The sequence below is a fragment of the Halotolerantifilum yawarlongkerapense genome (assembly GCF_054506745.1).
In genome coordinates, this window is sequence record NZ_CP199719.1 from 552,296 (window position 1) to 572,613 (window position 20,318).

The following is a 20,318-nucleotide window of genomic DNA, read 5'->3' on the forward strand; positions in this document are numbered from 1 at the left end:
TCGTTCACGCGTCCTCTCTTATGCGTTCTTTGTCTGTCTTCTCCAGTTGATCAAGGCCAGCACCATGGCGATCGACGCCATAATCAGGAAGGCCGCCGGTAGAGAATAGGCTTGGCCAATCCAACCCACCAGGGGAAAAAGCACGATCATGAAGAGGCTGAAGACCATGCTCGAGAAGGAAAGTACTGTAGCCCGTTGATCACTGGGAATCAGCCGATTCAAGTAATCACTCAAAGCAACATAGAGAAGGCTCTCCATGACAAAGAGGATCAGAAAGAACACATGGGGCCAGGGACTGAGGGCCACACCCCCCAACGCCAGTGCCACGAGAAAGGGGGCCATCGTCAGAATCTTACGTTCACCCAGGTACTGCTCGATCGTCGGTGCCTTCAGGGCGATGAGCGCTGCCCCCAGGGAAGAAACGGCGTAGAGCATTCCGATGGAAGCCTCCCCCGATCCAAGACCCTTGAGGTAGTTCTGCATATAGTAGAAAAGGGTTGTCGTGAAGACAGCGATGCCCTGGGTGAATCCGATCAGGAAGGCGACGCGGGGCGTCACGCGGATGACGGCCAGACTCGCTTTGATCTGTTCGGAAAAGGAAGGGTGCCTCTCACCCGCTTTGCGAATCGGAGGCTCCTCAAACCGAAAGGACCAGAGGAAGGCGAGTGCAGCAAAGACCAGGGTCCACCGGAAGGCCATGGGATAGCTGGTCTGTGCCAGCATACCCCCGACCAGGAAAGAGGTCGTCGACGCCAATTGATAGAAGACTTCTTTCTTACCCGCGACAGCCATGTAGGCGTCGTTCGTCCCCACGGCCTTCATGGAGTCGTAAATCAAAGCTTCTCCCGCTCCAGACTCCAGATTATAGGAGAGAGCGGTCAAAACAAAGGATAGGGCAAATCCGAAAAAATGCTCCGCCGTGAACAGCATCCAGACGCTGATCAGTGACAACAGACGGCCCAAGGTCCGGCTGGTGCGCCGTCCGAAAACGTCTGCGACCACACCGGTTGGTACTTCCATGGAAAATGAGGTCATGTGAAAAATCGTCTCCAGAAGACCCAATTGGACCAGGCTCATCCCCTTGTGGGCCAGATACAACATCCAGATCCCCCGGGTCAGGTCGACATTGGCCAGTAATGTATACAGATAATCCCGAGGAACATTTCGCTCGAGGTTTTTTTCTATGATCATGATAGATCGTCTCCTTTCGTAGATCGCACGATGCACAAGCGATGCCCGCCCGCCACGTCCATACGTCTTTCAACCGAAATGAGACAAAAAAATACCCGGGCTCTCGCCCGGGCCTGCGTTCTTTTCAATATAGAACGGTAGCTCTCAGATCAAGTGCCAAAATTTGTCACATGGATTTGGACGCACGAACCCCTTGGTCGTGACGATCGTACCCGTGACATTTTGGCGTGTGGCTAAAAAGCCGATCCATTTGCTCATGAGAACCTCCTCGTTCTTCTCCATTCATTTTACGAAATTTTCCGCCACTGCGCAAGAGCCCGGCGCATTTTTTGAAAAAACGCACGCCAAAAGGGTATCCATAGAGAAAAGGAGGTGAAAACCTTGACCCATACCGATCAACAGACCATCACCACCCTGCTCCTACAAATGACACTCGATGAAAAAATCCGTATGCTTTCCGGTCGTGATTTCTGGAGCACCGAGACCCTCGAGCATCTCGCGATCCCCTCGATCACGCTTACAGATGGTCCGCACGGAATCCGCAAACAGCCCGGCACCGCGGATCACCTTGGGCAAAACCCCAGTCTGCCGGCCACTTGTTTTCCCACCGCCAGTACCCTCGCCTGTAGTTTCGATCCAGTATTGGCAAGAGATATCGGTGGGGCCATGGCCACCGAAGCGCTAGCGCTCGGCGTATCGGTCATCTTGGGTCCGGGGATCAACCTCAAACGAAGCCCCCTCTGCGGTAGGAATTTTGAATACTTTTCAGAAGATCCCCTCCTTACAGCCCAGATGGCCATCGGCATGATCGACGGCATACAGGAGCAGGGTGTGGCCGCGTGTCCAAAACACTTCGCCGTCAACAACCAGGAAACCCGACGCATGACCATCGATGCCATCGTCGATGAGCAGACCCTCCGCGATGTCTACCTCCGCCCGTTTCAGCTGGTGATCGAAAAGGCGCAACCCGCTTGTCTGATGACCGCCTACAACCGGATCAACGGCCACTATGCATCCGAACATCCGATCCTCCTCAAGTCCATCCTGCGCCAGGAGTGGGACTACGACGGTGTCGTCCTCTCCGATTGGGGAGGGACCAGCGATCGGGTCAAGGCCCTTCTCGCTGGGCTCGATCTCGAGATGCCCGGAAGCGATGGCTTCCACGACGTTGAGATCGATCGTGCCGTCAAAGAAGGAATCCTAGACGAAGCCGTGATCGATGGTAGCATCAGGCGATTGCTTCGTCTGGCGGGCCATACCGCACCGCTTGAAGCTTCCGAACGGCCTCCGCACACCGGTCATCACGAACTGGCCAGACGTGCCGCGGTCGAGAGCATTGTCCTGGCCAAGAACGATCGACAGCTGCTGCCGATCACCGGTGACAAGCCGATCGCTGTCATCGGTGCCATGGCCATCGCCCCCCGCTACCAAGGCGCGGGGAGTTCCAAGATCAACCCCATGCAGCTAGACCAACCCTTGGACGCCTTGAAAAAGGCCGGGCTTGACGTCACCTACGCACCAGGCTACCGGCTCGATCGCGATAAGAAAGACGCCGAGCAAACCACGCGAGCCCTCCGATTGGCCGCCGAGCGAGACTTGGTGCTCTTTTTCTGCGGCCTGCCGGATCATTACGAATCAGAAGGCTTTGATCGAAAACACCTCCTTCTTCCGACGAACCAGATCCAGCTTCTCGAGGCCCTTCTAGAGGTTAATCCCAACACAGTGGTTCTCTACTTGGGCGGCGGACCCGTCGCGACGGATTGGATCGACCGCGTCCACACCCTGATGATCCTGTACCTAGGTGGTGAGGCCTTGGGATCCGCTCTGGCGGACCTGATTACCGGTCGTGAGAATCCCAGCGGCCGTCTCGCCGAGACTTGGTTCCGTCAGTTGAGTGACATCCCTTCCACCGCCCACTTTCCCGGCGGACGCGATCGGGTCCACTACCGGGAAGGGCCCTATATCGGCTACGCCGGTGCAAGGGAAGAAGTGTGTTTTTCCTTCGGTCATGGCCTCTCCTACACCACTTTTTCCCATGGAAAACCTCTTTACAGAGACCGCGGGGCTAGCAGGTCTGTGTTGCTGACGGTCGAGAACACAGGAGTCCGACGCGGAAGCGAATCCCTTTTGCTCTTTGCCCGGCAACTGACAAGCAGGGGCTATGGATTCCCGCGCCAGCTCGTGGGGTTTCAGAAGACGAGACTCGATGTCGGGGCGTCCGCAGAAGTAGAGATCCAGCTCGCCGAAGACGCCTTCCATCGCTACGACCCCTCCTCTGGTCAGCGGATCGAGGCCGGTGGCAGGTACCTACTCGAGGTGGGCGGTCATCGACTGGAGATCCTGCACCCCGGACCGGAACTCATCACCTCCACCGACGCGGCCCTCGCCGAGTGGATACGATCACCTGGTGATGGGTCGGTTCCCGACCCACTCTTTGAAGAGATGTTGGGCCGCAAGCCACCCCCTTTAACGGAGAAACGTCATGGTTCCTTCGACGAGAATACCCTCCTTCAGGACATTGGGGTCACCCCCTTCGGGCGGTTACTCAGAGGACTCGTACATTTTGCGATGTTGCTCGCTGTCTCAGGGAGTCTCCACACCCGGCGGATGCTGTCGGCCATGGCCATGGACCTCCCCCTTCGCTCCCTGGGGCTCATGGGAGGGGCGTTCTTCACCCAGCGCCGTCTGCAGGGCATCATCGATCTTTTAAACGGAAAACAATTGGCTGGGTGGGGTAAAATTCTTTTCACAAAGCCTCCACGCAGATAGGAGAAGACGGCAAACTAGTCTTCTATGACCCGCTCGAGGAGCAAGCGACGTTCGAATCCCCCGCGTCGCTGCTCCTTTTTTGAGCGTCGCATTTCCAGGGAAATCTGGTCTTCGCCCTCGAGGGCCAGTAGGGCCAAGATCACCTCGTACAAGTCAGCAAGCTCTTCCGGATCCCCGGATGCTTCATACTCTGCCAGCTCTTCGTGGAGCTTCTCGATGAGCTTTTCTCGATAGGTCTTTTCATCGAGCTCGTGGATCACGCAACGTTTCCCATCCGCCTCGATGATCTCGGGGATGCGGTCACGAACGAGCTTGTGATAGTGTTTGATCATCTGCTACCTCCCTTTCGCTCTACTTTCTTCATAAGTATCCACTGCACGTTAATCTGCGCATCAAGTTTTGGAGATTCTTCCCCAACTGAAGTAAGGGGCCTTCTCGCCTTATCTGTAAAAAGAAGGTCGTCCGGTTTCGGGCAACCTTCTTTTTCCTCATGTAGTGTATCCCTTCTCTACTCCAACCGCATGAACCGGTGCTCTTTACACACACCTTCCAGGGTGCCGGGTCTCGCGAGGAAATAGCCCTGACCGATGGGACAGCCTTCGTTCTGAAGAATTGCTAACTGTTCCTTGGTCTCAACGCCTTCAGCCACAACGGCATAGCCCAGGTCACGACATAGGGCCAGTAAATTCTTAATGATCATCCGATCCATCTGTGATTCCGTGACTTTCCCCACGTAACTGCGGTCCAGTTTGACCTGGGAGATTGGCAGTTGTCTCAAGTACGTGAGGGAAGAGTAACCAGTACCAAAATCATCGAGGGCAATCCCGACACCCAGTGCACGCAGTCTGCCCACGCGGACGATGGCATAGTCCACATCACCAAAGAGAGCGGTCTCTGTGATTTCAAAGACAATTGTCTCTGGATCCACCGCATAGGCCACGAGCAATTTTTCCACCTTGCGCACCAGTTCTGGGTCCATCAGGGTTCGGGCCGAGAGGTTGATGGATACCTTGAGGCCTCCAAATCCCTTATGCTCCAGCTCTCGTTTGGCCCTAAATGCATGCTCGATCACCCATAGGTCAACAGCGAGAATCTGCCCTGTTTCCTCTGCTATAGAAATGAACTCATCCGGTCGTAGGGACCCAAGTTCCGCATGATCCCAGCGAACGAGCACTTCTAATCCCACGGGGCGATCATGATCTTGGATATCGAAATAGGGCTGGTAGATCAAATGGAAGCCATCTTCAACCAGTGCACGATCGATCTCGCGTATCACTTGCATACGCTTGGACTGACGAAGCGATAGAGATTCGGAAAAGAGAACGCAGTTGTTCTTACCCCTAGACTTTGCCTCGTTGAGCGCCATATCGGCATTCCGAAACAGATCGATGGCATTCTGCCCATCTTCAGGGTGTTTTGTCACACCGAAACTACAGCTCAGGGTCTTTTCTTCTTTATCGAGAACGACGGCTGAGCAGAGAGATGACCTAAGACGCAGAACCTGGCTCTCGATGCTCTCGTGGGTAAAGGGTTTCCTGAAGAGTATGCCAAATTCATCGCCTCCCATGCGGGAAATCAGATTCGGCGAGAGCACCGTAGACTTCAATCGGTCGGCGACAGCCTGTAAGAACTTGTCACCGGCAGCGTGTCCCAGATGATCGTTGATGCTTTTGAAGTTATCGATATCGAGAAAGATCAGCGAGAAGGGTTCCCTGCGCTCCACACAGGCCCGCACTTCGATTTCCATCAAGCGTCGATTCCCTAGCACCGTCAAATAATCCGAGTAGGCCATATGCTCTACATTCTTCATCATACGGTTTTGCTGGGTGATGTCCGTGCCCACGGTCAGGTAATAGGTTTCTCCCAAGGTATTGGTCAGTTTACGGGTATTCAAGATCGTGTCGACCGAACCGCCGTCTTTTGTCAAGAGCTGGAGTTCCCAATTCACTAAGTCCCGCTGATCGATTTGATACTGCAGGCGATCGATGATACGAGACCGGTCTTTCACATGAAGAAAAAACGGGACCACAGCCCGCCAGCTCTTGCCGATGAGCTCTTCAGATGGATAACCGTAAAGCCGTTCTCCAAAGGCATTGAGCGAAGTCAAGTGACCCCGCTCATTCCACGTGGCGAACAGGATCGGCGCAGCGTCCACGAGGTGCTCCGCCAGATGCTTCTCTCGGAAGAGATGGGTCTGTGTTTCCTCCAGCGTTGCGTTTGCTTCTTCCAGCTCAGCATGTGTATCACTGAGGTCGCGATAAGAAGTGCGCAAACGCTCGATATAGTCGGCAATGATTCGCCCCTGTCGATAGACCAGCCCGTAGACGAGAAGCGTGGTGATCCCAACATAGAACCAACCTTTGAGGGTTTGCGCCTGTTGCACGCGCTCCGCATCCCCCAAGAGAAATAAAAGCAAACGATCGGTCAAGAGAATCCACAGAAAACCAAAAATAAAATACTTCACAGCAATGGCCTGTGCTTCGGAACGAGGGGGCAAGCCGGACGTAGTGTACTTCACTTTCGCTCCTCTTTCTTCACTATAGGTCTTCTCTTTCATCCGATTCGCTCCTTTCCTCTTATGCCACCTTTACGCCACCTGATGATTATTCTTCCATTATAACAAAAAGCCCGTCCGAGGGACGAGCTTTTCCAACATTTTGCACTTATACCTTGAAACGATCGATAGCGCTAGAAAGCTCCAGACCGATTTGGTTCAGATCCTGCGCAGCCTTGGCCACTTCCTCCACAGCATGCGTCTGTTGATCCATTGAAGCGCTCACCTCCTGAGAAGCGGCGGCGGTCTCCTCCGATACGGCCGAGATGTTCCCGATGCTCACGACAAACCGCTCGCGGTCTTCATCCACTTCCTGTACCGCAGCACCGATGAGCATGATCTTATCGGCGATTTGCTCGTAGGCCCTTCGGATGGATCCGAAGGCTACCACCACATCGTGGACGGCCGTGTCCTGTTGCTCAGCGAGCCGCTTCAGGGTTCCCATGCTGGACACAGAAGCGCTACCGTCGGAGCGGATGTGCCCCACGATCACACGGACGCGATCGGCCGATTCGGCCGATTCTTCCGCCAGTTTGCGGATTTCCTCCGCCACCACGGCAAAGCCACGTCCGTGTTCTCCGGCACGTGCCGCTTCGATTGATGCGTTGAGCGCGAGCAGATTCGTCTGCTCACTGATCGACGCGATAGCATCTAGAATGCCACCGATGGCTTCCGTCCGCTCGTTGAGCTGAAGGATCGCGCGCTCGATATCAGCATTGGCCGCCATGGCTTCCTTGTTTTTCTCAGCCAAGTTCTCTACAGACCCGATACCCTCTTGGTAAGCGTAATCCGTTTCTTCTGTGATGGTGAGCATCTCTCCGGTCGTCTGACCGAGCGTCATAAAGCGTTGGGACAGGCTATCGGCGATGCGGGCACCGTGTTCAGCATCGCCCGCCTGGTCCTGGGCACCCCGGGCGATTTCGTCTACAGAGTGAGCAACCTCATCGGCCGAGGCGCTGACCTCTTCACTGGTGGCCGCTAGATTCTCCGATGCATCGGCCAGGCTCGTCGCCACGCGCTTGATCTCACCCACCAGTTTTCCCAGTTCAGCGATTGTTTCGTCGAAATAACGGCTCAGCGTACCGATCTCGTCATCCGAATCAATGGCGCTACGCACATCCAGGTCACCGGTGCGCGCCTGCCGCATCGTCTCCACAAGACGGTCGATCTGTCTCTTGAAGCGACGCGTGAACACCTGGACGAGAAAGACAGAAAGGGCGATAGTAGCGAGCGATACTAAGAAAATAAGCATCAGCACCCGCATCAGGTCCCTGTTGATCTCCTCGTAGTAAAGGCTTGATACTACGATCCAGTTCAGGCTCTCGATCCGGCTGATCGCCCCATATTTCTTCTCCAGGGTACCGTCTTCTTCTTCTTCTGCAAAATCAACGCCCGCTTCGTTTCCGCTGGCCAGTGCCTCTTCGAGTTCCGGGATCGAAAGACCCTTGCCGATCAACGTCGCATCGGGGTGGGTCATGATCGTCCCCATGCGGTCCACGACCATGGGGAAACCGCGCTCACCAATGCGAAAATCTCTCGTCTGCGCATTAAGTGTGTCCAGGGTGAGATCGGCAGCGACAACACCGACGAATCGGCCCGCCGGATCGTAGACCGGTTGGCAGGCCGAGATCATCATCTGATCCACCGTATCGTCGAAATAGGGATCCGTCCAAATAAAAGATCCGGCCTCCTTGGCCGCAAGGTACCAATCCCTTACCCTCGGGTCGTAGCCCGGGCCGAGATCGTCATCGGGCTTCATGAGCATCCGGCCGTCCTCGGTCCCCATGTAGAGGTAAAAAATCCCCGGGTTCTGGTTGACAAAACCTTCGAAGGTAGCGAGCAGCTCCTGCTCAGCGGTCTCATCCGACATGATTTGGCGCAGTTCCCCCTGCTGGCCCAGTGCGCGGACGATTCCCTCGTATCCCGCCAAGTAGTTGTCGATGGAAATGGCAATCTGATCGCTGAGGTCCTCTGCAGCTTGTATCCGCTGACTTTTGATCAGCTCCGAGACACGCCAATAGACGCCAGCGCCCACGAGCGTTTGCGCGAGTACCACCACCCCGATCAAGAGCCACAGGATTCGGCTCGCCAAACTCTTGTTTCTTTTCTTCATATTCTTCATTTTTTTCCCCCCATTAAATGCATCACTTTTATATCGTATCACGAAATACTTTAGCATACATGCCTGATAAAAATTCAAAAATCATCGTACAGTTGATGGAATATGCCGGAATATGACAAAAAAATAAAACCCAGTGCTTAAAAGCACCGGGAGATTTTGAAGGATTCTGTTAACGGGTACATTTCAGGCCACAGCTGATGGAAACAGCGCATGGGTCTGCCAAGGGAACGCAGAGGAATACCGTTAGACGCTAGGGATGCTGGTATGACCCTCTGCTTGGACGACGGTCAAGAGGAATGACCTGTTTTCTGAGACGTCCCCTGCTATTCTCTTTCGTATCACTTCCTCCGTCTGACAGAGGGCTACCGCAGGATGGACAAAAGCTCGCTTCGGTGTTTATCAGCCGCGTGCCACACTCCGTCTACCCCTCGTTGCCAGTCGACAGCACCCCGTCTACAATCCCAGTTCCTCATCGATCAACACCACGTGGATTCGACCCTGCGGGAAAGATTTCTCCGTGATCGTCCACACATTGCAGATCCTATCAGGGCTTGCACAATCGCTACAAATGCCTGTAACGCGACAGGGGGTGCTGAGCCCTGGATGTCGGATCGCGTTCTTGACTGCCGTTTCGTTTTTCACGCGGTCCATCGCACACTCAAGATCAGGGACGATTTTATTCTTTCCCATGAAAAGGACCACGGTCTTCGGCCCAAAGGCGATGGCGGCCACGCGATTGCCAACCATATCCAGGTTCACAATCTGCCCGTTTTCGGTCAGGGCGTTGCTACCGGTGAGAAAGAGATCTGCCAAAAGCGCACGTCTGCGGTTCTCTATAATCGTCGGCCGGTCGAGAAACGCATTGAAAGTCTCGATGAAGGTAAGGTCCTCACGATTCCTCAGCTGCTCCAGAACGCCCGTGGCCATCATGGTCTCCGAATCAGCCCAGGATACGACTTGGTGGTGGTCGGGATCAAGTACTCTCTCAAAAAAAAGTTCAGCTGCTTCCTGCCGATCTTTGGTTCTGTGTACGTGAAAACCGTTGCGCCGCAGCGCATCGATGGTCCGCAAGATCTTCTGTTCTTCCATTCGCACTTCTCCCCTTCAGTTCTAAGTAGGGCGCTGCTCTAGTAGCGCTTCGAGCCCAGTGATTTTTCTATTCTGTTCCGAAGAGCACAACACCTTCCGTTCCGTGGGCACCTGCACCTCCGCTGTAAGCAGTCGGATATCCAGCTTATGAGCATTTTCAAAAGTTGCCACGTGGGTTCTCCCCGAAAGCTTCAGTGTATCCTTTTTCCTGCAAACGGTCGCGAAGGGACAAACGCTTATGTCCCGCGCGACCTTCTAGACTTTCGGCCACCACCAGCGCGTTCAGAACGGCCTCTTCCGTGGCCTCAATCACCCCTCGAAAGGCCAGGTCCATCCTGTCTTCAGCGAGCACCCGCCAGGTGTAGGTCGTGCTCTCGGGCCAGTGTTGACTTCTATTAGCCGTCGAGAATCCGATGACCACATCACCGCTCCCGTTGCCGAGATAAGAACCCGTACGGCCGAGCCCGACCACGGCCCTTCGTGCCATGCGGCCGAGCTGACGTTCGGAGACTGGCAGATCCGTACCGAGAAGGATGATGATCGACCCCTTGTCCACCTCTCCTTCACTGAAGAGCGCTCGACCCACGGGGCGTCCACCCACGATCAGATCGGGGCCTTCTCCGAAGTTCGAGAGCACCAAGATCCCAATATGAAAAATTTCATCTCCGACCTCAACCCTTCTGGAAGAGGTGCCGATGCCGCCCTTCAGACCATAGCTCGACATACCGGTCCCGGCACCCACGCACCCCTCTTCCGTGTGTTCCTCCGCAGCCTCCACCGCTTTCACGACGAGCGGGTCGATCGGCACGTCGGCTTTAAAATCATGCAAGTAACTATCGTTGCATTCGCAAACCACGGGATTGACCGTTCCGGTTTTCCTGCCGATCTCTGGATTTTCCGCCATAGACAAGCGGATCGATGCATCGGCCACGGCACCGACGTAACGGGTGCTGCAGAGGAGAATCGGACTCTCGATCGTCCCCAGCTCATCGATCTGCATCAAACCGAGACTCTTGCCGTAGCCGTTGATCACATGGGTCACAGCCAGAACCTTCTCGCGAAAGAGATTCCCAGCGTGGGGCAAGACGGCCGTTACCCCCGTTCGGACATCTTCTCCTATTGCAGCGGCGTGGCCAACGCTCACCCCCGGCACATCGGTCATCGCATTCTCAGGACCCGTCGGTAGCCGACCGATCTCGATCCCCATATCCCTTACACGCATCACATCGCCCCCATCGCTTTCTTTCTAGCATACCACAATAAAGGAAGGGGAAGAAAAGCAGATCGTCAGGCGATCTCAGTCTCCTTCCCCGGTTTGTCAAATGATCTGTACACCACGGTCGCTCATGGTTCTCCGTGCGCGGTCGCCACCGGCGACGGTGACGGCCCGGGTGGCCTCGGCCACGAGAATGGCATCCAATCTAGCGTCCAAGGCATCGAGGACCGTGGATAGGACGCAGACGTCCTCGGCCAAACCAGTGACGATCAGTCGCTTCACACCCATCCGCGCCAAGAGTTCTTTCAACCCCGTTCCATCGAAGGCTGAGTTCTGGTCCCGATCGAAGCGTGTACCCTTCGTCACCACAATCGCCGCTTCCGGAAGTTGAAGATCCGGGTGAAAGGCAGCGCCATTTGAGTCCTGTAGGCAGTGTACGGGCCATGATCCGCCGCTTTCTTCGAAACTTGGGTGTTCCCGAGGGTGCCAGTCTCGGGAGGCGATGATCGGTACATCTGATGCCGCGGCCGCGGCAATCAGCTCGTTGGTAATGGGCACCACCCGATCCCCACCGGGAATCGCCAGCGCGCCGCCGGGACAGAAGTCCACCTGTACGTCCACGATCAACAATGCATCGCTTCTTTTAAAAGCAAAGTCATCTATTTTCATGCTCGTCACCTCCTCTTGGTCCTCGTTTCAGAGAATAGACCAACTGCAGATCCCGTGGATCTGCCTCCGCCAGTTCTCTGATTACCTCCACCGCCTCCCGACAACCGAGGGCTCGGTAAAATGCAATCGTCTCTTCAGCAGAACCCGCACAAATATAAAGATGATCAGCACCCAGCTCTTTCGCCGCTTCAGCTAAGTAATCGAAAAGCCTTCGTCCGATGCCCATTCCCCTGCTCTCACGACTGATGAAAAGTTGGTCGAGCAGAGCGTACCGGTTGTGCTCACCGTACAGCTCACCCTTGATCGTTCCGAATCCTTTCATGATTCCCTCGCGATCCAGTGCGCCGATGGCCACGCCACCTTTCGAAACGGCATCGACAAATCCCATCCGGTGTGCTTCTTCTCCATTGGGCCAAGTTGGATCCTCGTAGTCGATCCGTACCAACTGTCTCACACCATCGATCTCTCGCCACGCGCGTCCGATGGTCTGAGAAGCATCGATGACATCCATCTTCCCAACATCCGACGACTGCAAGCGACTGTAGTGCGGCGGCTGGTACATTTCGCGATAGAGCACCAACTGACGGTCATAGGGTTCTAAAGCAACTTGCTCCGGAGAGCGCCACGGTGCATCGAGGCATCCGTGCTTGAGGTAAAACCCCGTTGACTCCACTGAGGAGTGTGCAGAAATATAGAGGCCCTCCGCCTCCGGATCCAACCTTTCCAGCGCATCTTCAAGGAGCATCGTGCCAACTCCCTTACCCCTATGGTCACGTGAAACGTGACAGTAGTAAAGCTGTCGGAATTCCCCCTTGGGTCCCAGCTCTTTACTGACCGTAGCGGCAAAACCCACGATCCGGTCATCTGCCCGCACCATTGTCACGCGCCCACCGCCAGCGTCAATAGCCCTTAGTCTATTGGTGATTATCGCGATTTCCTGCGATGTCCAATCTTCCTCGAAAACACAAGTTTTCTCTACCCAGTTTCCCTTTTCCTCGCGCCACACGCGCTCCACCTTCTGATAACGCCGGAAGGATGCTAAATCTTCTTCGCGGATGTTCGCCACCTGTTTTACGATATAGTTATGCTTCGATGTACTCAATATGCATCCTCCTGATCGCTCAGATCGCCTATTTTTTCGTTATAACCCGCTCGTAGGCCTCGATATAAGCGGCCACACTCACCTGTTCGCACAGTTCACCGATCAAGCTGAGCACCTTCTCATCCACCGCTTTGAAGCGCAGACAGCTTTTGCCCATATTGGGTTTCTTGCCGAAGCGCTCCCGATAGATTTCACGGTACCACTCTTCCACTTCCGGGAAGAGTCCCAGTGCCATGTGGTAGACCGAAACGTACTGTTTCTGATTGGCCAAAGCGAAAAAGGGCAGCGGTTCCTCGGGGTTCACGTGATACCCTGCCGGGTACCGCTCGTGAGGAATCGCATAGCCAATCATACCGTTGGCCATCCCTTCCTCCACTCCATCTGGAAGGTGACGTCGCATCACATCGCGCAGTGCGGCGATCATCGGCCGCCGCTTTTCATCCAAGGACTCCATGTACGCTTCGATCGTTTTGATTTTATTATCCATAACCCACCCCGTTTCTCTTGATCTGATTTTTCTTATCCCAGAAGAGCGCCCAGTTTACCTTGTGATGCCATGCGCATCATCCATTTCTCTGCAACGTTTTTGTTGAGGACCGACAGTGTGGGGAAAGCGTGTTGTGTCATCAGGATCTCCATGAGACCCAGTTGATGTTGCATGGCCAGTGTCCACTCGCCGATTAGCTCCGAAGCCTGTTCCCCGACGACGGTCGCACCGTAGATCCGTCCGCTGTCGTCGGTCACGACCTTGACGAAGCCCTCCGGTGCCCCGTCGGTGACAGCCCTGGCGTAGGTGGCATAGAGTTCCTTGATCACGTACACCTCGAAACCCGCCCTTTTTGCCGCGCTCTCCGTATAACCCACTTGGGCAACCTCCGGGTCTGAATAGACCGCCGTCGGCACAACATACCGGTCGCGCTCGAGATGTTCTGGTTCCTTCTGGCTCATGGCCTGCATCAGGGAGATCATGGCCTGGTGCATGGCAGCGTGGGTGAGGAGCCATTTTCCGTTCACATCTCCTACGGCGTAAACATGACGTTGGTTGGTCCGGTTATAGGCATCTACCAGAACGCCCGACTTATCGTAGTGGATCTTGGCCGCCTCGAGATCAAGTCCCTCGAGTGCTGGTCTTCTCCCGGCGGCTACGAGCAACTTATCGGAGGTAAAGGTGCCGGCCTCCGTCACCGTGATGATTTGCCCATCCTTTTCCTCTACGGACCGGATGGTCGTACCGTTGAAGAAGGCGATGCCTTCTTCCGTAAAACGTTCCTCTAGCACGGCGGCCGCCTCCGCATCTTCTGAAGGGAGCAGGTGATCGTCCATATGCACGATCGTCACCTCGCTACCAAGACGGTTGAAAGCCTGGGCCATCTCCACACCGATGACCCCACCACCGATGATGGTCAGTGTCCCAGGGATCTCTTTCAGATCGAACACATTGACATTCGTGAGGTACTCCACCCGATCGATACCCTCGATGGGAGGGATCATGGGGGTCGTTCCAGTGGCGATAAAAATCAGATTGGCTATGTACCGCTCACCATCGACCAAAACGGTCTTCTCATCGATGAAAGTGGCCGGGCCCTTCCCAAGCAGCACATCTGCCGACTCAAAGCGGGCCATGAGCGGTGCGCCCGTTTGCGAAGCCACCCGTTCCCTGACAATGGCCAAGGGATCCTTAACCTCGACCTCTTCCTCTAGAAAAAGTCCGAAGGCCGATAGTTTCGCCGCATCTCTTTTCATCTTGGCCGCTTTCAACAGCGCCTTCGACGGGATGCACCCCACGTTGAGGCACTCACCACCCACTTTTTCCCGTTCGATTCCAAGTACCTTCAGGCCCAGTTTGCTCCCCATGCCCACGGCCGTCATCCCTGCGGGACCCATGCCGATGACAATCAGATCATAGTTCTTCATGCGTCTCCTCCTTCACACCATTATCCGTTTCATGGATTATATACCCGAAAGCGGTGTGTTCATGAGAAAAACCCACGGCTTGTGGGTTTTTGCCTATTCAGCGCACGTGGGTGATGATGGGTTTCCCCTCCCGATCCACCAAAACCGTCAACCCTGCTCCGTATCCTTCGGATACGAAGAGGTAGTTCACGCCGGTCTCAGTGTCCACGATCACACGAACTGACCGGAGTAGTCCTTCTTTCTCCTCAACCACAAATCTCTTTTCAGCCATTACAAAACCTCCCTATGCACCCTCTATCGTTCCGTGCCAGATCATGTGCGGCGCATCTTCTCCCCAGTAGCCGGGGATAATCACCGCCGGCTCACCCAACCGCTGCTTCCAGTAGACCTGGGCGTATCCGTAACCACTGTCCAGCACATAGCTCCTGTGTCCACATCGCTTGAGATCTTCCTCGGCCAGTGTCAATAGGATCTTGCCAATACCGCGCCGTTGGTAAGTGGGTAAAATGAACACCGTCCCAATCTCCATGGTCTCGGCATAACGCCCTTCGGAGAGCTCACGGATCAAATGGCCGGGTGGTCCCCACTCGATGGTGGCCACAATTTTACCCGCCCATCGCAGGACATAGAAGTGGCCCTCTTGCCGGTCACCCGAGAGCACTTTGTTGAGCAATATCCTTTTTTCAGCAATCAAGTCCGGGACCGCTGGATGATCGGCACCCAACCCCTCCCTTTCGAAGTTCGATCGGATCACCTCCGTGAAGAGGGCGTGTAGTTCCGCTCGGTCTTCTTCTGTGGGAAGGTGGATTTCCAATGCCTGTAGCCTGGAACCGGACACCTGTGCTTTAAAACGTTCCCTCAGTTCCATAAGATCATTTCTTCTATTCAAGTATCTTCCTCCCTCGGTCTTAGCATCAGCCGGTCCGGTGCCGACCGAAAGCCATAACGTGCATATAAGCTGTGGGCATCCTTTGTAGCGAGCACGCCCAGGCAATCGCTATACTTAGGTTCCTTCAAAATATAACGCATCAGGGCCTTGCCCAATCCCTTTCCGCGGTGCCCCTCGTCTACGATTACATCGCAGAGCCAGAAGACCGTCGCATGATCGCTCAGGACCCGCGCAAAAGCCACGAGACGCCCCCCTGACTTCAACCCGTACAGATCACTTGCCTCCATCGAGGCAGCTATCCTTTCGGGCGTTCGCTCGGATGCCCAATAGGACTGGGACAAGAGGGCCGCCACCGCTTCAACAGAAAAGGCATCTGCTTCCGTTGTCAGGGTATAACCTTCTGGCATCATGTCCTTCCACCCTCCTTCTTATGCACGTGCTTCTGGAATCGATCGGCATCGATGGGACGTCCGTGTCCTGGTAAGTATGCCTTGACACCCAGGGTGCTCAGTTTCTGCCAGGTGTCCAGAAGCTTCTGCTCCTCTTCTGCAAAAGGAGGATAGAAGGACCAGGGCACCACGTGAAAGAGCGTGTCGCCCACGATGCAAAACCCTTCCTTTAAATGGACGGACGCGGAACCCGGTGTGTGTCCGGGGGTATGGATCACTCGCCCCTTCACGCCGTAGGGGGCGAGATCAAAGTCCACATCGAAGGTTATCTCCGCCTCAACCGCTTGGAAGGTCCCTCCCCCGGGTAGTCTGTTCGCCAGGTGCGACAGAAGACGCGTGAAGAAATGGGTCCCCTTGGGAAAAGGAGTACTGCCGCGTGCGAGGGCCTCCTTTTCCAGACGATGGACCAGCACCGGCGCCCTGGACCGATCCCGAATGTCTTTGAGCGCCCCCACGTGATCGTAGTGCACATGGGTCACGATAATCAGCGATAGATCCTCGAGACCGAACCCTTCGGCCACGATGGCCTTCTCAATCTCTTTAGCGTGCCGTGGATGTACACCGGCATCCACCAGAATCACGCGAGTTCCCTCAAAAATCAGGTAGGCATTCACTTGCCCTAGTCGCATGCCTTTGATCATTCCGATCACCTCCCAGCCTTCCCTTTTCTTCTATTATACCGCCTACCGTCCTCCAAGGTGGTGAGAATTGTCCGCGATCGCTCGATTTAAGAAAAACCACTGTTAGCTTATAGTGGATGAATCGACCGATGCAAAGGAAGGAGCGACCTTTTTTAAAGCACTTACATTCGAAACGAGAGGCGTTTGAGCACACACTAGCTCAGTGCAAGAGAGTCCAAAGAACCCCACGCGCCTTCATCGCAAAAGACTGGCTTGCTTTGTACCTGTGTAGTATGCTATGTATAGAATGATTTGGGGGTAATGCCATGAAAAAAAGATTTTTGTTCGGCGTGGTGGCGATTGCATGTATGCTACTTATGACAGTTCTGATTCACAATCGATCCAAACCGATTGCGATGATTAAAGATTCGAAAAGTATCAATGCCATCACCGTGAATGATCAGAAGATTGTAGATGAAATGATCGTGAGTGAGCTGATAGATTTACTACAGGAATATATGGTGGTTGAGACAAGCAATCCATTTCCAATGGCAACAGACAAAATAGATATTGAAATCGATTATACTGATCAGCATAAACCGAAGCATATTATTTTGGGAGAAGTCAACATCATATATGAATCCGCTGATGAAAAGGTATACAGAATCATTGACGCTGAACAATTGCAGCTTGAGATAAAAAAATATTTAGAATGACTATCATTGATGATTTAGCGCCCGCACACTCACGACTGAAGTCACGAGTGTGCGGGCGCTAAATCATCAAAAAGGCGCATCCCAGCAGGGTGCGCCTTGGTTCATTTATTTGGTGAAGAGTCCCTTCTGTAGGATCTTCATGGTTTCATCGACGATAAAATCGAAATCTGGCTCCTCATCTTCATCGAACATCACGTACTTGAGCCCCACGAAGTTCGAGACCCCCATGAGGAGGTAGCTCATCACGGTCAGATCTGCATCGATGACCTCTTCCGCCTCACGCGCCTGTTCGAGACCCGTACGATAACGTTCGGAAAAGGATTCGTAGTAGTCAACGAAAAGGGACTTGTCGATGTAGAGGGATTCCCAGATGATGTTGTAAACGTGCTTGTGCTCGTGAATATACTCGAAATAGGCCCTCAGGCCGATGCGTTCTTTTTCAGCCCGCGTCTTGTAGGGATTAGCAGCCACTGCAATCGCCTTGCGAATGTCGTGGCTGTAGCTGAGCAGGAGGTACTTGTAGAGCGTATACTTGTCTTTGAAATAAATGTAGAAAGTCCCAGGAGCCACGTCAGCCGCCGTCGTGATATCCACGATCGACGTACCGTGGTACCCCTTCTCGTAGAAAATCAGTTCAGCCGCGCGCATGATCCGATCCATGGTCTTCTGACCACGTTTTGTTTTCGGGATGTTGACATTATGCTCCATGGGACACCCTTCTCCTGTTCTATGGTCTTGTTTTCGCGTGTGAATCCGGCACCTATTTTATCACAAGCCCTCTCATTATGAAAGAAGATTCAAGTCACGAGATCATAGTACACTTAAAGTCACGTCAAGAGCATTGACGAAACCAAGGGTCAATGTGGCAAAGAGCCCGGGCTTTTCGTACATCGAAGCATGACCGGCACCCGGCAGGATGATGTGTTCCGCCGCCGGCATCAACCTGGCAATCAGGACTTGCTCGGCCTTGGGCGTGATGACATCCTCCTCGCTGGAAACCACCAGGGTTGGGATCTCAATGGCCGCCAGCGAAGGCGTCACATCGTGGTCCTCGGCACTTTTCGTCAGTCGGATCATCCTGCCGATGAAGTCCATGTCGGAAAACACCGATTCGACGAGCAGCTCCTGTCTTTTCTTCATCCAGTCGTGGTTTTTCGTGTAGAATCCTGGGGAGTAGATCACGGGGATGGTCGTGAGGTAATAATGTAGGGGATTCGACGCGCTGAGGTTCCACGCATCGCCGATGTCCTTCAGCCAAGGAGTCGTGCGCGCCGCTGTATTGAAGAGTACGAGACGGTCCACCCGGTGGGTGTGATCGACGGCAAAGCGCAGGGCCACCTCCCCGCCGTAGGAAATTCCCACGAGGTTCACAGTAGCCAGCTCCAAATGATCGAGAAGCGCTTTGAGCATGGATACTTGCAGAGCCTGCGTGTAAGGCCTATCCATAGCCCCCGATTGGCCCTGATCAATAAAATCCACAAGGATCAACCGATTGTTCTGGGAAAAGGATGCGACAAAAAGGTCCCAGCTTTTCGTGGACATCATGATCCCGTTCAAAAGAACAAGGGGACGCCCTTTCCCATGCTCTTCAAAATAGATGTCCTGGTCTTGAAATCGAAAGACAGCCATGGCTTATCTCCTGTGCGTCAGGCCGAGACTAAAGGCCTGTTCCCAGAGCTCCTCACGGAACTTGGGGTGGGCGATAGCGATCAAACGCTCGATCCGCTCCCTCACGTTGGTCCCCCTGAGCTCCGCGACTCCGTACTCCGTGACCACGCGATCCACATCGTTACGGGAGAGCGTCACAATGGCCCCGCGCTTGAGCATGGGTACGATCTTGGAGATTTCCTCCCGCTCACCCGTCTCCGGATTGCGGACCATCGCCGTGGAGTAGAGGGCGATGAAGCTCCTACCGTTTTTGGCGATTTGAGCCCCGACGGCTGTGTCGGCCTGTCCGCCGGTTCCGGAGAACTGAACGGGTCCGATGGACTCGGAGCAGACCTGGCCCGAGAGATCGACCTCCATCGATGTATTGATGGATACCATATTGTCGTTTTGACCGATTACGTAAGGATCATTGACGTAATGGCCGTCGAGCACCATCACAGAAGGGTTATCGTCGAGAAAATCGTAAAGCTTTTGATTGCCCAGGGCAAAGGTGCACACGACTTTACCCGGATGCAGATTTTTTTTCTTCCCAGTGATAACACCAGCCTCGATCAGATCGACCATCCCTGAGGTCAGCATCTCCGTGTGGATGCCCAGGTCCTTCTTATCGAAAAGCGCCGCGGCCACGGCGTTGGGGATACCACCGATGCCCAGCTGAAGGGTATCGCCATCCTTTATCTGTTCGGCGATGTAAGCACCGATCTTCAGGTCTTTCTCGTTCGGTGGTACGTCGGGCAGGGTGGGCACATCGTAATCCACCTCGATCAGATAATCCACCTCGCTCACGTGGAGCTCCACATCTCCAAAGGTACGGGGATACTTCTCGTTGATCTCCAGGATCACGACTTCCGCCGCCTCGATCATTCTTTTCTCGTAGGTGTTCGACACACTGAGAGAAATGTAGCCGTGTTTATCCGGAACGGTCGCCGCGCCCACGTAGATCCTGGGCTTGACATGCGCCAAACGCTTGGTACCTGCCAGATGCAGGTGATTGGGGATGAACTGTACGTTGCCGTGGGGAAAGGCTTTGCGCAGTCCCGGCGAGAAGAACCAGCCGTCGATCGCTAGGGTCTCCTTGTACGCTTCCTTGAGAAACTCTCCCTTCGCAAGGGACAGACAGTTGGTGATGGTCACCTGTGCCACGCGTCCTTTTAGCCTGTGAACAGCCTCCATGAAGGCTTTGGCCTCCGCGGCACCCAGTCCCGTGACGATCTGGTCCTCCGAACGCACCAGTTCGAGAGCCTGTTCCACTGTGATGCATTTTTCCTGATAGGACATTGGATTCCTCCGTTTCTTCTGTCTCGATATAAAGAGAAAGGACGGGATGGCCCGCCCTTCTTAAATGGTGCA

General features: G+C 54.4%; 20 protein-coding genes. 2 read left to right on the forward strand and 18 right to left on the reverse strand.

Going from position 1 to position 20,318, the window contains the following annotated elements; translation table 11 throughout:
• Positions 1 to 18: 18 nt before the first annotated feature.
• Positions 19 to 1,191 (reverse strand): MFS transporter, encoded by a 1,173-nt coding sequence (locus ACULM0_RS02700; protein WP_463678924.1) that lies wholly within the window; start codon positions 1,189 to 1,191, stop codon positions 19 to 21.
• Between the two features lie 381 nt (positions 1,192 to 1,572).
• Between ACULM0_RS02700 and ACULM0_RS02705 the strand changes: the two genes are divergently transcribed.
• A complete protein-coding gene (locus ACULM0_RS02705) occupies positions 1,573 to 3,960 on the forward strand; it encodes a beta-glucosidase (RefSeq protein WP_463678925.1) in 2,388 nt (795 codons plus the stop codon).
• A 14-nt stretch (positions 3,961 to 3,974) separates the two neighbouring features.
• Here the strand turns inward: ACULM0_RS02705 and ACULM0_RS02710 are convergent, their stop codons facing one another.
• The 14 genes from ACULM0_RS02710 to ACULM0_RS02775 all read right to left on the reverse strand — a co-directional run bounded on the left by ACULM0_RS02710 (position 3,975) and on the right by ACULM0_RS02775 (position 16,605).
• Positions 3,975 to 4,292 (reverse strand): phosphoribosyl-ATP pyrophosphohydrolase, encoded by a 318-nt coding sequence (locus ACULM0_RS02710; RefSeq protein WP_463678926.1) that lies wholly within the window; start codon positions 4,290 to 4,292, stop codon positions 3,975 to 3,977.
• Positions 4,293 to 4,468: 176 nt separating this feature from the next.
• A complete protein-coding gene (locus ACULM0_RS02715) occupies positions 4,469 to 6,517 on the reverse strand; it encodes a putative bifunctional diguanylate cyclase/phosphodiesterase (protein WP_463678927.1) in 2,049 nt (682 codons plus the stop codon).
• A gap of 106 nt (positions 6,518 to 6,623) precedes the next feature.
• On the reverse strand, positions 6,624 to 8,636 hold the full coding sequence (locus ACULM0_RS02720; protein WP_463678928.1) for a methyl-accepting chemotaxis protein: 2,013 nt from the start codon (positions 8,634 to 8,636) through the stop codon (positions 6,624 to 6,626).
• A 453-nt stretch (positions 8,637 to 9,089) separates the two neighbouring features.
• Positions 9,090 to 9,725, reverse strand: coding sequence for a lactate utilization protein (locus tag ACULM0_RS02725; protein WP_463678929.1), 636 nt, complete (start codon positions 9,723 to 9,725; stop codon positions 9,090 to 9,092).
• Positions 9,726 to 9,746: 21 nt separating this feature from the next.
• On the reverse strand, positions 9,747 to 9,896 hold the full coding sequence (locus ACULM0_RS02730) for a hypothetical protein (RefSeq protein WP_463678930.1): 150 nt from the start codon (positions 9,894 to 9,896) through the stop codon (positions 9,747 to 9,749).
• Entirely contained in the window at positions 9,883 to 10,947 is a 1,065-nt protein-coding gene (locus ACULM0_RS02735) for a DmpA family aminopeptidase (protein WP_463678931.1), read from the reverse strand. The genes ACULM0_RS02730 and ACULM0_RS02735 overlap by 14 nt, the downstream gene beginning before the upstream one ends.
• Positions 10,948 to 11,043: 96 nt before the next feature.
• Positions 11,044 to 11,610 (reverse strand): isochorismatase family protein, encoded by a 567-nt coding sequence (locus ACULM0_RS02740; protein WP_463678932.1) that lies wholly within the window; start codon positions 11,608 to 11,610, stop codon positions 11,044 to 11,046.
• On the reverse strand, positions 11,597 to 12,712 hold the full coding sequence (locus ACULM0_RS02745) for a GNAT family N-acetyltransferase (RefSeq protein WP_463678933.1): 1,116 nt from the start codon (positions 12,710 to 12,712) through the stop codon (positions 11,597 to 11,599). Before ACULM0_RS02745 ends, ACULM0_RS02740 begins: the two co-directional genes overlap by 14 nt.
• Positions 12,713 to 12,740: 28 nt before the next feature.
• Entirely contained in the window at positions 12,741 to 13,199 is a 459-nt protein-coding gene (locus ACULM0_RS02750) for a DUF1801 domain-containing protein (protein WP_463678934.1), read from the reverse strand.
• A 32-nt stretch (positions 13,200 to 13,231) separates the two neighbouring features.
• Positions 13,232 to 14,626 (reverse strand): dihydrolipoyl dehydrogenase family protein, encoded by a 1,395-nt coding sequence (locus ACULM0_RS02755; RefSeq protein WP_463678935.1) that lies wholly within the window; start codon positions 14,624 to 14,626, stop codon positions 13,232 to 13,234.
• Between the two features lie 97 nt (positions 14,627 to 14,723).
• A complete protein-coding gene (locus ACULM0_RS02760; protein ID WP_463678936.1) occupies positions 14,724 to 14,897 on the reverse strand; it encodes a DUF6440 family protein in 174 nt (57 codons plus the stop codon).
• Positions 14,898 to 14,909: 12 nt separating this feature from the next.
• Entirely contained in the window at positions 14,910 to 15,515 is a 606-nt protein-coding gene (locus ACULM0_RS02765; protein WP_463678937.1) for a GNAT family N-acetyltransferase, read from the reverse strand.
• Positions 15,512 to 15,925 (reverse strand): GNAT family N-acetyltransferase, encoded by a 414-nt coding sequence (locus tag ACULM0_RS02770; protein ID WP_463678938.1) that lies wholly within the window; start codon positions 15,923 to 15,925, stop codon positions 15,512 to 15,514. Before ACULM0_RS02770 ends, ACULM0_RS02765 begins: the two co-directional genes overlap by 4 nt.
• Positions 15,922 to 16,605: an MBL fold metallo-hydrolase gene (locus ACULM0_RS02775; RefSeq protein WP_463678939.1), complete on the reverse strand. Its 684-nt coding sequence runs from the start codon at positions 16,603 to 16,605 to the stop codon at positions 15,922 to 15,924. The genes ACULM0_RS02770 and ACULM0_RS02775 overlap by 4 nt, the downstream gene beginning before the upstream one ends.
• A 305-nt stretch (positions 16,606 to 16,910) precedes the next feature.
• Here ACULM0_RS02775 and ACULM0_RS02780 point away from each other — a divergent pair, with 305 nt between their 5' ends.
• Entirely contained in the window at positions 16,911 to 17,300 is a 390-nt protein-coding gene (locus ACULM0_RS02780) for a hypothetical protein (RefSeq protein ID WP_463678940.1), read from the forward strand.
• A 105-nt stretch (positions 17,301 to 17,405) separates the two neighbouring features.
• On the opposite strand, the gene ACULM0_RS02785 is transcribed toward ACULM0_RS02780, so the two are convergent.
• The 3 genes from ACULM0_RS02785 to ACULM0_RS02795 form a co-directional block, all read right to left on the reverse strand.
• Positions 17,406 to 18,008: a TetR/AcrR family transcriptional regulator gene (locus ACULM0_RS02785; RefSeq protein ID WP_463678941.1), complete on the reverse strand. Its 603-nt coding sequence runs from the start codon at positions 18,006 to 18,008 to the stop codon at positions 17,406 to 17,408.
• Positions 18,009 to 18,110: 102 nt separating this feature from the next.
• Positions 18,111 to 18,929 (reverse strand): alpha/beta fold hydrolase, encoded by an 819-nt coding sequence (locus ACULM0_RS02790; RefSeq protein WP_463678942.1) that lies wholly within the window; start codon positions 18,927 to 18,929, stop codon positions 18,111 to 18,113.
• 3 nt (positions 18,930 to 18,932) lie between these two features.
• Positions 18,933 to 20,246, reverse strand: a complete 1,314-nt coding sequence (locus tag ACULM0_RS02795) for an acetyl-CoA hydrolase/transferase family protein (RefSeq protein ID WP_463678943.1) — start codon at positions 20,244 to 20,246, stop codon at positions 18,933 to 18,935.
• Between the last annotated feature and the right edge of the window lie 72 nt (positions 20,247 to 20,318).

Bases quoted from the DNA above. Each gene is read 5' to 3' on its own strand.
- ACULM0_RS02700 (WP_463678924.1), bottom strand. From the start codon at position 1,191: ATGATCATAGAAAAAAACCTCGAGCGAAATGTTCCTCGGGATTATCTG.
- ACULM0_RS02760 (WP_463678936.1), bottom strand. From the start codon at position 14,897: ATGGCTGAAAAGAGATTTGTGGTTGAGGAGAAAGAAGGACTACTCCGG.
- ACULM0_RS02795 (WP_463678943.1), bottom strand. From the start codon at position 20,246: ATGTCCTATCAGGAAAAATGCATCACAGTGGAACAGGCTCTCGAACTG.
- ACULM0_RS02715 (WP_463678927.1), bottom strand. From the start codon at position 6,517: ATGAAAGAGAAGACCTATAGTGAAGAAAGAGGAGCGAAAGTGAAGTAC.
- ACULM0_RS02790 (WP_463678942.1), bottom strand. From the start codon at position 18,929: ATGGCTGTCTTTCGATTTCAAGACCAGGACATCTATTTTGAAGAGCAT.
- ACULM0_RS02725 (WP_463678929.1), bottom strand. From the start codon at position 9,725: ATGGAAGAACAGAAGATCTTGCGGACCATCGATGCGCTGCGGCGCAAC.
- ACULM0_RS02720 (WP_463678928.1), bottom strand. From the start codon at position 8,636: ATGAAGAATATGAAGAAAAGAAACAAGAGTTTGGCGAGCCGAATCCTG.
- ACULM0_RS02750 (WP_463678934.1), bottom strand. From the start codon at position 13,199: ATGGATAATAAAATCAAAACGATCGAAGCGTACATGGAGTCCTTGGAT.
- ACULM0_RS02770 (WP_463678938.1), bottom strand. From the start codon at position 15,925: ATGATGCCAGAAGGTTATACCCTGACAACGGAAGCAGATGCCTTTTCT.
- ACULM0_RS02735 (WP_463678931.1), bottom strand. From the start codon at position 10,947: ATGCGTGTAAGGGATATGGGGATCGAGATCGGTCGGCTACCGACGGGT.
- ACULM0_RS02740 (WP_463678932.1), bottom strand. From the start codon at position 11,610: ATGAAAATAGATGACTTTGCTTTTAAAAGAAGCGATGCATTGTTGATC.
- ACULM0_RS02775 (WP_463678939.1), bottom strand. From the start codon at position 16,605: ATGATCAAAGGCATGCGACTAGGGCAAGTGAATGCCTACCTGATTTTT.
- ACULM0_RS02755 (WP_463678935.1), bottom strand. From the start codon at position 14,626: ATGAAGAACTATGATCTGATTGTCATCGGCATGGGTCCCGCAGGGATG.
- ACULM0_RS02780 (WP_463678940.1), top strand. From the start codon at position 16,911: ATGAAAAAAAGATTTTTGTTCGGCGTGGTGGCGATTGCATGTATGCTA.
- ACULM0_RS02710 (WP_463678926.1), bottom strand. From the start codon at position 4,292: ATGATCAAACACTATCACAAGCTCGTTCGTGACCGCATCCCCGAGATC.
- ACULM0_RS02785 (WP_463678941.1), bottom strand. From the start codon at position 18,008: ATGGAGCATAATGTCAACATCCCGAAAACAAAACGTGGTCAGAAGACC.